This window comes from Phocaeicola salanitronis DSM 18170 (genome assembly GCF_000190575.1).
Classification (GTDB): domain Bacteria; phylum Bacteroidota; class Bacteroidia; order Bacteroidales; family Bacteroidaceae; genus Phocaeicola; species Phocaeicola salanitronis.
Map to the genome: position 1 here is coordinate 319,132 of NC_015164.1, position 13,954 is coordinate 333,085.

At 42.7% G+C, this 13,954-nt stretch carries 15 protein-coding genes and 2 pseudogenes; 15 read left to right on the forward strand and 2 right to left on the reverse strand.

Annotation, left to right across the window (positions count from 1 at the left end; all coding sequences use genetic code 11):
- Positions 1-13: 13 nt before the first annotated feature.
- Positions 14-1,222, forward strand: a complete 1,209-nt coding sequence (locus tag BACSA_RS01380) for a site-specific integrase (protein WP_013616338.1) — start codon at positions 14-16, stop codon at positions 1,220-1,222.
- A gap of 497 nt (positions 1,223-1,719) precedes the next feature.
- Entirely contained in the window at positions 1,720-2,223 is a 504-nt protein-coding gene (locus BACSA_RS01385; protein WP_245546617.1) for a UpxY family transcription antiterminator, read from the forward strand.
- A 111-nt stretch (positions 2,224-2,334) separates the two neighbouring features.
- On the opposite strand, the gene BACSA_RS20020 is transcribed toward BACSA_RS01385, so the two are convergent.
- Positions 2,335-2,505, reverse strand: a complete 171-nt coding sequence (locus BACSA_RS20020; protein WP_013616340.1) for a hypothetical protein — start codon at positions 2,503-2,505, stop codon at positions 2,335-2,337.
- Positions 2,506-2,994: 489 nt separating this feature from the next.
- Here BACSA_RS20020 and BACSA_RS01390 point away from each other — a divergent pair, with 489 nt between their 5' ends.
- The 6 genes and pseudogenes from BACSA_RS01390 (at position 2,995) to BACSA_RS19080 (ending at position 6,668) form a co-directional block, all read left to right on the forward strand.
- Positions 2,995-4,116 (forward strand): hypothetical protein, encoded by a 1,122-nt coding sequence (locus BACSA_RS01390; protein ID WP_013616342.1) that lies wholly within the window; start codon positions 2,995-2,997, stop codon positions 4,114-4,116.
- A gap of 224 nt (positions 4,117-4,340) precedes the next feature.
- Positions 4,341-4,754 (forward strand): hypothetical protein, encoded by a 414-nt coding sequence (locus BACSA_RS01395; protein ID WP_013616343.1) that lies wholly within the window; start codon positions 4,341-4,343, stop codon positions 4,752-4,754.
- A 107-nt stretch (positions 4,755-4,861) separates the two neighbouring features.
- On the forward strand, positions 4,862-5,179 hold the full coding sequence (locus BACSA_RS01400) for a hypothetical protein (RefSeq protein WP_013616344.1): 318 nt from the start codon (positions 4,862-4,864) through the stop codon (positions 5,177-5,179).
- Positions 5,180-5,300: 121 nt separating this feature from the next.
- Entirely contained in the window at positions 5,301-5,708 is a 408-nt protein-coding gene (locus BACSA_RS01405; protein ID WP_013616345.1) for a hypothetical protein, read from the forward strand.
- Between the two features lie 372 nt (positions 5,709-6,080).
- Positions 6,081-6,386, forward strand: coding sequence for a DUF6922 domain-containing protein (locus BACSA_RS19075; protein ID WP_013616346.1), 306 nt, complete (start codon positions 6,081-6,083; stop codon positions 6,384-6,386).
- A pseudogene (locus tag BACSA_RS19080) lies at positions 6,341-6,668 on the forward strand (nucleotidyl transferase AbiEii/AbiGii toxin family protein). Before BACSA_RS19075 ends, BACSA_RS19080 begins: the two are co-directional and overlap by 46 nt.
- Before the next feature lie 112 nt (positions 6,669-6,780).
- On the opposite strand, the gene BACSA_RS20025 reads toward BACSA_RS19080, so the two are convergent.
- Entirely contained in the window at positions 6,781-6,954 is a 174-nt protein-coding gene (locus tag BACSA_RS20025) for a hypothetical protein (RefSeq protein ID WP_169311431.1), read from the reverse strand.
- Positions 6,955-7,168: 214 nt separating this feature from the next.
- Here BACSA_RS20025 and BACSA_RS01415 point away from each other — a divergent pair, with 214 nt between their 5' ends.
- The 7 genes and pseudogenes from BACSA_RS01415 to BACSA_RS01445 all read left to right on the forward strand — a co-directional run bounded on the left by BACSA_RS01415 (position 7,169) and on the right by BACSA_RS01445 (position 13,951).
- Entirely contained in the window at positions 7,169-7,372 is a 204-nt protein-coding gene (locus tag BACSA_RS01415) for a hypothetical protein (protein ID WP_144005165.1), read from the forward strand.
- Positions 7,359-7,982, forward strand: a pseudogene (locus BACSA_RS01420) (IS66 family transposase); the annotation flags it as partial. The gene BACSA_RS01415 and the pseudogene BACSA_RS01420, both read left to right, overlap by 14 nt.
- Positions 7,983-8,056: 74 nt before the next feature.
- Positions 8,057-8,290: an acyltransferase gene (locus tag BACSA_RS01425; protein ID WP_245546565.1), complete on the forward strand. Its 234-nt coding sequence runs from the start codon at positions 8,057-8,059 to the stop codon at positions 8,288-8,290.
- A gap of 17 nt (positions 8,291-8,307) precedes the next feature.
- A complete protein-coding gene (locus tag BACSA_RS01430) occupies positions 8,308-9,843 on the forward strand; it encodes a lipopolysaccharide biosynthesis protein (protein ID WP_013616348.1) in 1,536 nt (511 codons plus the stop codon).
- Between the two features lie 49 nt (positions 9,844-9,892).
- Complete coding sequence (locus BACSA_RS01435; RefSeq protein WP_013616349.1) at positions 9,893-10,960, forward strand: NAD-dependent epimerase/dehydratase family protein; 1,068 nt, start codon at positions 9,893-9,895, stop codon at positions 10,958-10,960.
- Positions 10,961-10,969: 9 nt separating this feature from the next.
- Positions 10,970-12,718, forward strand: a complete 1,749-nt coding sequence (locus BACSA_RS01440) for a thiamine pyrophosphate-binding protein (RefSeq protein WP_013616350.1) — start codon at positions 10,970-10,972, stop codon at positions 12,716-12,718.
- Between the two features lie 6 nt (positions 12,719-12,724).
- Entirely contained in the window at positions 12,725-13,951 is a 1,227-nt protein-coding gene (locus BACSA_RS01445) for a polysaccharide pyruvyl transferase family protein (RefSeq protein ID WP_013616351.1), read from the forward strand.
- Positions 13,952-13,954: the final 3 nt, after the last annotated feature.

Below are 13,954 nucleotides of genomic sequence, written 5' to 3' on the forward strand. Positions count from 1 at the left end.
AAAACATTGGACCATGACATCGATAAAACTAAAATTCAGACCGTCAGCGGTGCAGGGCAAGGAAGGCTCTTTGGTGTTCCAGCTGATACACGGACGCTCGGTGCGCAGGATAACGAGCGGGTATAGAATCTTCGCCGGGGAATGGGACAGTAAGACAGGGCGGATATTGCTTCCGTCGCTGTCGTCGCCGCGCTACACTTTCCTCGTTTCCCTGAAAACAGAATTGCAATGGGAGCTTGAGAACCTCAGGCGGATGGTGGAGGAAAGCGAAACAGCCACGGGAAATGTAAGCCTTGACGAAATCGCCGCCAACTTCCAACCTTGTACGGACACGCCGGACAGCGTATTCAACTTTATCCACGAACAGGTACGGCACAAGAAAAAGCTCGGCAAGGTACGCTCAGTCGAAACCTATCGCTCGATGCTCAACAGCCTCATGCGCTTCCGTAAGGGCGTAGACCTGACTTTCGACATGGTGGACGGCGGGCTTTTGGAACTCTACGAGGCGTGGATGCAAGGATGCGGACTGACGCGCAACACCACCTCTTTCTATATGCGCATACTGCGCACTAACTACAAGTTGGCGGTAGAGAAAGGGCTTACGCCCGACCGTCATCCGTTCAGGCACGTCTACTGCGGCATGGACAAGACAGTGAAAAGGAGCATGACTTTCATCGAAATCAAGAAAATCAATGACTTGGATTTATCACGGAACCCAAGCCTGGACTTCGCGAGGGACATGTTCATGTTCAGTTTTTGTACGCGCGGAATGTCCTTCATCGATATGGCGTATTTGAAGAAAACCGACCTTGACAACGGCTGCCTGGCATACCGCCGCAAAAAGACGGGGCAGCTGCTGACAATGGAATGGACCGAGCAGATGCAGGCCATCATGGACAAGTACAAGCCCAACGGCACAAGATACCTCTTGCTCATCATCACCCGTGAGGACGGGAGCGAACGCAGGCAGTACCAGAATCAAATGAGGAAAATCAACCGGCACCTGAAAGAAATAGCACGCCTGGCAGGGCTGCCGCTGCCGTTGTCTATGTATTATAGCCGACACAGTTGGGCCACCATAGCTCGTGGCAAGGACGTTCCGCTGTCGGTCATCAGCGAAGCCCTCGGACACGATTCGGAAACGACAACGCAGATATACCTCGACTCGATAAAGTCAAGTGAAGTGGATAAGGCAAACCGGATGATTTTGGAGGGTCTCTGACGCAAACAACAGTTTCACGAAAATGGACTTCTCCTATTATGAGATGGACATTTTCGTAAAACATCTAAATGCCAACAACTAACAGGACTTCCGTGAAAATATTCCGTCAACAAATTGCCAAATCGCTTGTCGCTTCATAAAAAATAATAGCAAATAAACCTGCAAAAAACACTTGACATTTAATTATTATTGCTACATTTGCAGCGGAATGTCCATCTCATAATAGGAGACGGACAAAAAATCCGTCATGAAAATCAATGCCAACACAAACGCTATTATGAGTGGTGACGGAGATGGAATAATCTTATGAAATTAAGGGAAGTCAACAGCCTGATTTGTGTAACTGCTTGTTATCGTGTAATTTGAGATAGCTTGCAGGACTAGAAGAAATGTCCCTGCCTGAAGAAATGAACGAATCTCGGATTAATGCGCAAGACCGTCTTTCTATAGAAAAAGACATATCTTCGGACGTAAATGGCCACCTCCAATGGTTTGTCATGCGCGACCTTAAGCGGTGGAACGCCAAGCTGTCAGCCTACGAGCTGTTCAAGAGTTTGAAGATACAGGTCTTTACGCCGATGGTGTGGAAACTGGTGACCCGGAACGGCAAGCGTTACCGGGAAGAAGTGCCTTTCATGCAGGACTTGCTTTTCGTGCATGACACACGGCTGGCGGTTGACCCGATAGTCGAGAAATACGACACCGTGCAATACCGCTACGTGCGCGGAGGTTACAAAATACCGATGACGGTGAGGGAAGCCGACATGGAACGTTTCATCCATGCCGTGGAATCCACCGAGAATACACGCTATTACGCGCCTGAAGAAATATCCTCCGATATGATAGGACGGAAAGTGCGCATCGTCGGCGGTCCGCTGGACGGCTACGAGGGCAATTTGCAGAAAATGCAGGGCGCACGCACCAAGCGGATGTTCGTAGAACTTCCCAACCTCCTTGCCGCTGCCGTTGAGGTGCAGCCTGAATACATACAGCTTATTTAGAGCCTGTTTATAGTAGAACAAAATTGGTTTGCGACAAAATCTTGATGTATTGTCATCCTGAACGAACGTGAAGGATCTCGTAGACATCCACGTGGGTGCATCCGAGATGCTTCACTTCGTTACCAATGACGGATTATCCTTAACCCTCTTGTCATTCTGACGACCGTAGGGAGGAAGAATCTCACATCCACGTGGATGTTTACGAGATCCTTCGCTGGCGCTCAGGATGACAATACCTGTCATAATCGAATGGGTTTTCCGCAGGAAATAGGCACTCAGCATGACAAATGATTTTTCGCATTTTATTTCTGATTGACTATAAATTTTGCTCAGGTTAAGAAGCTGTTTTGAATTTCTTCAAAAAGTTTTTCTTGGCTTGATGTATCCGTTTTCGTGTGTGCTTTGGGTGATTTTTTGGTCCTTTCCGCTTCTGTTCTTCGTCAGATAGCCCGCTATCTTCCTCATAGTAAAGACGCAAGATTTTGCGTCTCTACAAAAAACTCATCCCAAATCATCGCACGATATAGTCAATCAGAAATGAATTGCGAAAAATCCGTTAATCCTTTATATTGAACACAGAGGCACAGAGGCACGGAGAAATAAATATATAAAGAAGGTAAAGACCATAGAGCCAGACTTTTACTCTGTGAACTCTGTTCTCTCAAAAAATAAAGCTCTGTGTCTTTGTGTCTCTGTGTTCCATTCCATTTTTTCGCAAACCAATTTTGTTTTACTATAAATTCAAAACAGCTTCTTAAACTCCTCAAAAAAATGTACACGATAGACCAATTCAAGTCCCAATGGAAAAGCCTTCACCATCCGTCCATGAGCGTGGATGGCGACGTAGCCTTCTTCTATCAGCTATACGGCAGGCTGTACCGTCTTGTCGGGCAGGAAGCGAGGTGCTTCGACAGCCATAGAATCCTTCCTTTCCTGCTTTACATAGAGAATACCGTCGCCGTCGGGCTTGACGGCGTTTACGAATACAGGTACCGCTGCGTAGGCGATGTGGAGAGTAGCTGGTGCGATGGCTTGGGAATGAGTGCCAAAGCCGGTTCCGAAGTCCACAACCTCGTGGGAAAGGCCGTGACAGACGCAAAGTGCAGTGCCCTCAGGCAATGGATGGTCGAAAGTGTGCTTTCAGGGGATTTCATCCGTTTGAGTGAAATGCTGGCTTGGTTTGCACGCGAAGACAGAATCTTGCGGCAAGTCTTTCCCGACCTGCGCTACCGTAAGGCGATGTTCATGCGGTTTGTCGGAAAAAGGTTGGGGTCAAAGAAGATGCTGTGGGCTGACCTTGCCTTCAACTGGCGTGACAAGCACGGTTATTCCTTGGCGGATACCATAGCCAAAGAGTTCCGTTACGAGACTTCTTTCGTGGACGGAAAGGAAAAGGCTTTGCTGATGGAAACGGCAGAAATGCTTGATGCAATCCATTCCGAACGGTTGGATACTTATACAGTTTTAGAGCGAAAAGACGAACGCACGTTCGCTTTGCGCCATAGGGACGGCCGTGTGTTCCATGACGTAATTTTCCCGACACCCGCTCCCCAAGACGTGCCAAGCCTTTATCTTGCCGCCCAACTCGTTACTTACAATAACAAAACATACATAAGCGGTTCCGCCGTATGGCTCGACGAGGAAGACCTGCCCGTATGGAACGGTGAAACCGTCTGGCACGGCATCCTGAAGAAAGAGCAGGAGGCGGCAAGGAACATTTATTTCACCACTGCGTTCGGCAAGCGGATAAACCTTTACGAAGACCTCTACACCGTGCCGTCCGACCCGGAGGAAGCCTATTATGCCGACATGGGCATCTATTTCGACGAGCCGAACATCTTTGATTTCTTAGGAGGCCGTCCGAATGGCAGGGTAATCTATTTGGGTGGCTGACAGACAGCTTCTTAATTATTAATTGTTAATTATGCGAATCAGGAGTTAAACGTAGTTATGTTTCACAGGAGTTATCACTTCGTTCAGGAGTTAAAGGCCAATAGCTTAACTTCTGAAAGCGGTGCAAAAGGTATTGGCATCTAACTCCCAGCCCGCACTGGCGGGCGATAACTACCTATAACTCCCTTTTAACTCCTGATTGGCATTAATTATTAATTATTGTCGTGTCCGACATAACCATAAACATAAACGGAGGAAACAACCAGATCCTCCCCAACGCTACGGAAGCCGTGCAGAATTTCTACGGCGGCCACTTTCCGGAACATCCGCTTCCCGACCCATCCGCTCAGGAAACGGAACCTCCCGAAGCGCAGAAGCTTGCCCTATATATAAATAAGGAGAACCTCGGCCGCTATCTCTCCCTCATCGGCGAGTGCCGGTCGGCTACCGAACTGGCACGTGTCGTGGTGGAGATGGTGGAACAAGAGCCCAGGCTCTTCCCCGAAGAAATGGTGAAAGAACGCTTCATCAGCCTCCTGCTGCCTTTCGCGTCCAAGCTTGAAAAAGGCAAGACCATCGACAACATCCGTGCCCGCATCAACGACGCATGGATGAACCGTCCCAAGAAACGTCCCTGAACCTGTCTGAAAAGACCGCCCTGTCATGAACCCGATACTCATTCCAAGAGGACAAGTCACCGGGAAACTTTACGCATTTCCGGCATTTCACTTGAAACTCTTGGCTGATGAAAAAAAGCGCGTTCATAAAGAAGATAGCGGAAGCAGTCATCGAATCCATCCGGGAAGAGCATTTTGAGATACCTTATCTCAGGCAGATAGCCGCCGCTCAGGAATACCTGAATGCAAACCGCAACGCCGACCTCTCGCACGTAAAGTGCCTTCTCCGCTGGATAATGCCCAAGGAGTACCACGATGAGATAGACAAGCTCCACGAGCGGGAAGAACCCAAGTTTGTCTGCATCATCAACGGCGGCCAGAACCTCATCGCCCCGAACGCGCAGCAGGCGGAACAGAACATACAGGATAGTACACCCGAAAAATGAATATATACTGCATCGGCAGTTGAATATATACTGCAACTGCAGTTGAATATATACTGCAACTGCCGATGCAGTATATATCCCTAAAAAATAGATATAGATAACGTTTCCAAAACATACATGTATGACAAACGGAAAGAATAAAATCGAAGCCATATTCAGCGAACGCAACATAGATGAAGATTGCGATACCATAGCGAGACTGCTTTCACCCTATCGGAAAACGATTCGTGAATCGCTAAATCAAGGCAGCTATGCCGAAGCTGCAACCATCCTGCTTGAAGTGCTCGAAAGCCTCACTTACCACTTCGTGGAAGACGAGCATTACAACTATTTCGATGATATGTACAGTCCCGACTATGTTTGCCAAGACATGATGGAGGCAATCATCAGCTCTATCAAAAGCGGGAATTTTCCGGCAGCAGAGTTGCAATGGTTGAAAGATGGATTGGAAAAATTGAAGCATACGGAAGCATACGAAAATTATGGTGTGCCGTATGTGTTAGATGTGTGGGAGAGATTTTTGGCTTAAATGTTATTCGTGCCAATCAGGAGTTAAAAGGGAGTTATAGGCAGTTATCGCCCGCCAGTGCGGGCTGGGAGTTAGATGCCAATACCTTTTGCACCGCTTCTGTAGAGACGATGTGCACATCGTCTCTACTACGTGGCATATACAAAATGCACAAATAAATACCGCGTGAAGTATAACTCCTGAACGAAGTGATAACTCCTGTGGAACTTAACTACGTTTAACTCCTGATTCGCATTATTCATTGAAAAGCATGCCTCCAACACCCAAAAATGATTAATGGATGCCGCTTGCCAAAGAATAAAATACCGATAAATTTCTTTCCATTGAAAAGATTTATTATCTTTGTTTTTATCTTCAAGCATTTAAAGGAATATGACACAACAAGACTATATATCAAAATTGTCTCCCCATCTGTTTTGGGACATAGACAAAGAGCATGCAGATATGGACAGTTGCCCGTCGCAAATTATTCAGCGTGTGCTTGAATACGGGACGCTGGCCGACTGGAAACTGATACTCGCTTATTACGGATTAGATAAAATAGTCGCTGAGTGCCGTTCGCTACGGACATTGGATGCCAAAGCGCTATCCTTTATCTGCTGCATTTCACACACAGACAAAACCCAATACCGATGTTATCATACCACACAGTCGAGCCACACACATTGGAACTTCTAAAAGAACTTTCAAACCAAGACTTTCTTTCAGAAGCAAGACTGGTGGGCGGAACAGCACTGGCACTCCAGTATGGGCATCGTATGTCTGTAGATTTATCCACTACAAGATATTTTAGGATTTTATGCATCGAAATATCCTGAATATTCCATTTTCCGCGCATTAATGAGCCTGACCTATTTCGAAGATGCAGAAAACCAGTTCATGCCGAAAATGTTTACAAATGTGGCATGGGAAGATATAAAAGAAACCATTCGCAAAGAAGTCTCACGAATATCTTTATAGGTGAACTGTCAGTAAGTCATTGCTTTTGAAATGCCCTTCATTTTTCACGTAAGCGTCCAATATTGCCCGTCCTAATAAATGTGCCTACCTTCACGCTGTTAATATAAAAAGTTTATTGAGAAACTATTTTGAATTTCTCCAAAAAGTTTTTCTTGTCTTGATGTATTCGTTTTCGTGTGTGCTTTGGGCGATTTTTTGGTCCTTTCCGCTTCTGTTCTTCGTCAGATAGCCCGCTATCTTCCTCATCACACAAACGGAAATGCCTCAAAAACTCATCCCAAATCATCGCACGATAAATTCATAACAGCTTCTGGTATGTGCAGCAGTAAAGATTTGAAAGGTTTTTCATCCGCTACAAGGGTGAGACCTATCCGAATGGCGAAAGCATACATGGGAGAAGTTTCAGTACCAATAATATGCTAGGACACTCCCTTATAATATTACAATGTTATAACATGCACAACAAATCGATTAGAGGGACATCGTTCACCCTTCCATCCGTGAAGAAACTTAAGAAGCAATTAGGTGAAATGGATGCTTTCACACAATATATTGAAGTTGCTTTAAGGCATCTTGAAAAAGGGTACAATGCAACAGAAATGACCAATAATCAATATGTCAAGGCTACCGCAACTGAACTGGGAGTGAATTTGCATAATATAGACATAGAAAACTACAAACAGAAAATCATTCTTCGGGGATGAGTTGAAGTCCGCCCGGTTTAAAGATACCATACATCAAGTTTGCATGTCCCATGCCAAAAATAAGTTTGTCAAGGCTTACAACCAGGGTGGTGAACCGGCAGCTGAACGCTTTTCCAATATCTTAAAGGAATTCTTTATGAGGGAGCGTAAATGTAATGATGCCGGATTTACCCCGGAAGAGAGGCTGCGGGAAAGGCAAAGCTTGGAAACGAAGGAACACCTGATAGAATTGCGCAGCCTGTTGGAGAGTGAACTGTCAAAAGATTCGGAATTCAGAAGCCAGTATTATACAGAAGCTCTTAATTACTTGAAGAAGTTTTGGAAGGAACTATTTGCTTTTCTGGACGATGGGGATCTTCCGATAGACAACAATCTGGCAGAACGGACCATCCGGAAGCTGACCACCCAGCGCAACAATTCACTCCATTATGGCAGTGATGCCGGGGCTGAGATGGCTGCAACTTATCATAGTGTAATAGGAACGGTAAAGCTTCATGGCAGTTCTGTCTGGAACTTCATCGGAACTTTTTTCAAAAATATCTTTAACGGGTGCAGGGATTATGTTAACATGGTTCCTGACAAAATCACTTTGGCTGCCGGCCAATGTTAAATTCAAAACCAATTAATTAACAAAACTCGGTTTAGGGCACTGAAAAGTGCCCTTTCAAAAGGGGATGCCCTAAATTGAGTGCTTACAAAATGTCGGTGGAAATAGATGACAGAGTCTGGTTGGGTTCCAATGTCATCGTTCTTCCCGGTGTTCATATCGGCGAAGGAGCCGTATGTTGTGCCGGATGTGTGGTGACAAAAAATGTGGAGCCTTATGCAGTGGTGGCTGGTATTCCGGCAAAGAAGGTCGGAGAAAGACCCAAAGTATTGAAATATGAGTTTGATGGGAAAAGTTGCAGATTGTACTAAAATGAATTTTAGAATAAATGGCACAATCCAATAAAGAAAACAGTAAACGTATTGCAAAGAACACGTTACTGCTCTACATACGTCTTATCTTCACAATGGCTGTCGGGCTATTTACAAGCCGAGTCATATTAGCGACTTTAGGTGTAGAGGATTATGGGGTATATAATGTAGTTGCAGGATTCGTTATGATGTTTTCTTTTTTTACGAGCTCGTTAGGAGCAGCCATCAGCCGCTTTTTGACATACGAGTTAGGGAAAGGAGAGAGCGGTAAACTGCAACGCATATTTTCAACAAGCGTCAATGTGCAATTATTGCTTTCTTTGGCGATCTTGATTTTAGCGGAAGCTATTGGCGTATGGTTTGTCAACCACAAGTTGAATATCCCTGCAGATAGGCTGTATGCCGCAAACTGGGCATTCCAATGTGCTATTTTATCGTTTATCTTTAACTTAATCAGTGTACCTTATAATGCTGCTATCATAGCTCATGAAAGGATGAGTGCTTTTGCATACATCAGCATATTGGAAGTAACGTTGAAGCTTGCAATTGTTTATGTATTATACATATCCCCTATTGATAAGCTGATTACTTATTCCATATTGTTTGCCTTTGTCGGGTTGGTGATCCGATTGGTTTATGGAGGATATTGCAGGAAACATTTTGCTGAATGCCGTTATCAGACGGTTATCGACAAGACGATGTTGAAAGAAATTACGGGCTTTGCCGGATGGAATTTGTTGGGAAGTGGCGCATACTTGTTCAATACGCAAGGTGTCAATATTGTCATGAACCTGTTTTTTGGTGTGACTGTGAATGCCGCACGAGGTATCGCGACGCAGGTAGAAGGCGTTGTGAGACAGTTCGTGACAAATTTCACAACAGCTTTAAACCCGCAAATCACAAAATCGTATGCAGCAGGTAATATGGAATATATGTACACTTTGGTTTGTCGTGGCGCGAAATATTCTTATTTCCTCATGCTTGTCTTTGCTGTCCCGTTTATGTTTGAAGCTGACATAATATTGAAATTATGGTTGGACAACGTACCTGAATACACTTCCATTTTCCTTAGGTTGACCATGGTTGGGACACTTTGCGATGTATTGGGTAATTCGACGGCAAACGCTTGTTGGGCAACAGGAAAAGTGAAGAAATATTACTTGTGTGTCGGTTCAATAGGCTCTTTGGTGTTCTTTATCTCATATGGTTTGTTCGCTTTCGGTTTTCCGGCATATACTTCGTATGTGGTTTTTATTGTCATTTATATAATTCTGATTTTTGTGAAACTCTATCTCATAAAAGGGTTGATTGATTTCCCTGTGGCAATGTTTTATAAAGAAACATTGCTAAGAATTTTACCGGTGACTGTTTGCACGTTCATGATTACATCATTCTCCTATGGCATTCTGGAAGAATCCACAGGACGGATGCTGTTTACAGTTTTACTCTCAACCATTGCTTTAGGCATCAGTACATTTCTATTCGGGCTTGAACAGTCCGAAAGGCAAATCGTAAAAAACAAAATAGTTTACTTCAAGAAACGGTTTTTATAACTTATGCTAACATAATAATACCTACCTCTATAATTAAGCGTAATTCAATATGAAAATTCTGATATTGGGTGGCACAGGTGCAATGGGGAAGCATCTTGTCCAAAAAATGAAAGGGACGAATAATCAGGTGGCAGTGACTTCACGCCGTTTTTTTGCCGATAAAGAAAACATTTCCTTTATACAAGGAAATGCTCATGATTTGGACTTCGTAGACAACCTTTTGAGCAGAGACTTTGATGTCATTGTTGATTTCATGGCTTACGGAACGGAAGAGTTCAAATTGCGGTATAAGAAAATATTGGAGAATTGCGGACAATATATTTTTATGAGTTCGTCAAGAGTCTATGCAGATTCGGAACAAGCATTAACAGAAAAATCACCTCGCTTGTTAGATGTTTGTACCGACAAGGAATATCTTGTTACAGATGAATATGCCTTAGCAAAGGCAAGACAAGAGAATTTGTTGAGAAGTTCTGGTAGAAAAAATTATACGATAATTCGTCCTTATATTACATACAGCGAAAACCGTCTTCAACTTGGCGTGTTGGAAAAAGAAAGTTGGCTATACAGGGCGTTGAAAGGACGAACAATCGTGTTCTCTAATGATATTGCGTATAAGTATACGACTCTTACGTATGGCATGGACGTTGCTTCTGCAATCGTCCAGTTGATTGGTAATGAAAAAGCTTATGGAGAAACTTTCCATATCACATCTAATCAATCTTATCCTTGGGAAAAAGTATTGAGTTGGTATTTGGATGCCATAGAACAGTATTCTGGGGTTAGGCCTCGTGTAAAGATGGAAGAAAAATCTTCCAATCTCAAGTCTGACCGCACAAAATATCAGGTGAAATATGATCGTTATTACAATAGGCGGTTTGACAATGGCAAGATAAGTAAATTTGTTGATACTTCGTTGTTTATCGCAGCCAAAACTGGCTTGCTACAGTGTATGGATAGTTTTATAAAAAATCAGTCGTTCCTTTATATTGATTGGAAGAGAGAGGCTTATTATGATAGACTTGCTGGGGAATGTGCCTCTATCAAAGAAATGCCTACGCTGAAACAAAAAATAAAATATTTGATTTTCCGATATATAATATTTCCCTATAAATAAGAATAGACAATGGAACAATATTATACCAATGAGCGCAATGTGCAAATTCTTATTGCGCTCTTAAAAGAACATGGAATAAAGCGGGTGATTGCGTCTCCAGGCAGTACGAATGTCACATTCGTAGGCAGCTTGCAGCAAGACCCATATTTTGAAATGTACAGTTGTGTAGACGAACGCTCGGCTGCTTACATGGCATGCGGCATGGCTGCTGAAAGTGGTGAACCAGTTGTTTTGAGTTGTACAGGTGCAACTGCTTCACGTAATTATTTTCCGGCTCTTACAGAGGCTTTTTATCGGAAACTGCCTGTATTGGCAGTGACTTCTACACAGGATGAAAGCAAGATTGGTCACCTTGTAGCACAGGTCATAGACAGGACATGCCAGCCTAAAGATACAGTGGTTTGCAGCGTACATTTACAGACTGTACGTGATGAAAATGATTCGTGGGACTGCAATGTGAAAGCGAATGAAGCCATCCTTGCCTTGAAGCATCACGGAGGCGGACCGGTACATATTAATTTGACCACCACCTATTCAAAAGACTTCTCTGTAAAAGATTTGCCTAAGCAAAGGGTTATCCGGCGTTACTCCATAGAAGATGAATTGCCGGCTTTTCCGAAAGGCAAAATAGCGGTATTCTGTGGCTCGCACATTCGGTGGACGAAGAAAGAAACAGATGCGATAGACCGCTTCTGCCACGCTTATAATGCTGTTGTGTTTACAGACCCTTCCGCAAATTATGAGGGGAAATATAAAGTAGCCTATAATCTGGTCGCGCAACAAAGAATAGATGACGCTAACCGTCAAGTAGATCTGTTGATCCATATAGGCAATATGAGTGATTTCCCGAACATCATCAATCCAAAAGAAGTGTGGCGTGTATCTGAAGACGGGAAAATTGTTGACCGATACAAGAAACTTACAAATGTCTTTGAAATGCGTGAAGCAAGTTTCTTTAATCTTTATGCCGATAAAATGGCAATAGATAGCGATAATGACGATTCTTATTTGAATAATTGTCTTGCAGCTCAACACAGATTAGGAACAGAAATTCCAGACTTGCCATTCTCACATCTCTGGATTGCCAACCGGCTGCATGACAAACTTCCTAAAGATAGTGTATTGCATTTGGGGATTCTCAGTCCATTGCGCTCTTGGGGATATTTTGATATAGAAAAGAGCATAGATACATTCTGTAATGAAGGCGGATTCGGGATTGATGGGAACCTGTCTACTCTTATCGGTGCTTCGCTTATGAATCCGAATAAACTTTATTTTGGAGTAGTGGGTGACCTGTCTTTCTTCTATGATATGAATTCTCTTGGAAATCGGCATGTAGGAAACAATGTAAGAATATTGTTGGTGAACAATTCGTTAGGTGCTGAATTTTTGCTATTCAAACAAACCAATATTATTAATTGTGTAAATGATATAGAATCTTACATTTCTGCTAAGGATCATTTTGGTCACCAGTCTCCGGCATTAGTCCGTCACTACACTGAAGATTTGGGTTTCGAATATTTGTCAGCATCTGCTAAAGAAGAGTTCGAGCAAGTGTATTCTCGCTTTATAACGCCTGAGTTGACGGACAAACCTATGATTTTTGAAGTGTTCACTAAAGTGGAGGATGAAAATGAGGCTTTGAAACAAATGTGGAATATAGAAAAATCTGCTAAACAAAAAATAAAGCAGTCGATCAAAAGCGTATTGAGTGATGACGTAATAGATTTAGGCAAGAAATTTTTCGGTAAAAATTAGGGCTGTATGAATATATTGTTAATTGATCAGCCTTTATGGAATAGAGGGGATGAGTCCGCCCATAAAGGATTAATAAGAAGTCTTATAAAAAACGTTTCCAATGTAAAAATCAAAGTCATGGAGATAGATGTCGAACAGGCAGCTATTGATGAGTTTGATATGCAGTTGCCGCAAGTGCAATTCATAAATATTCATTCTCTAAGCAGGACATGGTTTATGCGGATATTTAATCATGCTTATGAATATTATATAGGATGGCTATTGTTGTGGATTCCAATTGGGCGAAAAATTAAAAAGATGTATGAAGAAGCAGACGTGATAATAATGGCACCAGGTGGTATAAACTTGGGTGGTTTTCAAGATTGGAAACATTTGTCTTTACTGCTCATTGCCCGTAAAATGAATAAAAAATTAGTATATTATGGAAGAAGCATCGGACCTTTCTATGACGAGAATTGGAAACAAAGACGTTTCAAAGAACTTGCATGTAAAGCTTTGAAATATTGTGAATTTGTTTCTTTAAGAGATGAGAAATCCGTTCAAGTAGCAAAAGAGTTGAATAACCTTTGTGTCCCAACTGTTGATTCGGCTTTTCTTGATTCTACGGAAGTTGAAATTCCCGTAGGAATACAGCAATTAATAGAGAATAATCCATATATAGTTTTTGTTCCTAACGAATTACGTTGGCATTATGCTTTTCAAAATATTGAAGCTTCTGATATTAATAATTTCTATGTCCGTTTGGTTGACATTATGCAAAAGTATTATCCTAAACATAAGATAGTCATGTTGCCACAAACTAATAATCAAAAGAGAAATGATTATGATTATTTCTGTGAATTGCGAGAAATTTTCCAAAATAAAGAAAATATTGTAGTTATACCAGATACGTATAGCAGTGATATACAACAAGCTGTGGTTAAACGAGCTATCTTGATGGTTGGGGCACGTTATCATTCTATTGTTTTTGCCATTAATCAAGGCATTCCATTCATCAGCCTGAGCTACGAACATAAAATGTCTGGTCTGCTTGAAAAATTAGGAGAGACTGACAGGATGATAGATATCGTTCCTATTTTTAGTAATTCTCAAACCATGGAAGTTGCTATCACACGTTTTGAGACTTTGTTAACAAACTTAGTCCGTCCTATGGTAGCGCAAGAGAAAGCTAAAATAATAGCTAAAGAATGTTTTGATAAATTCGTGAAAGTATTAGCAACAGTTGGTGAATAACAT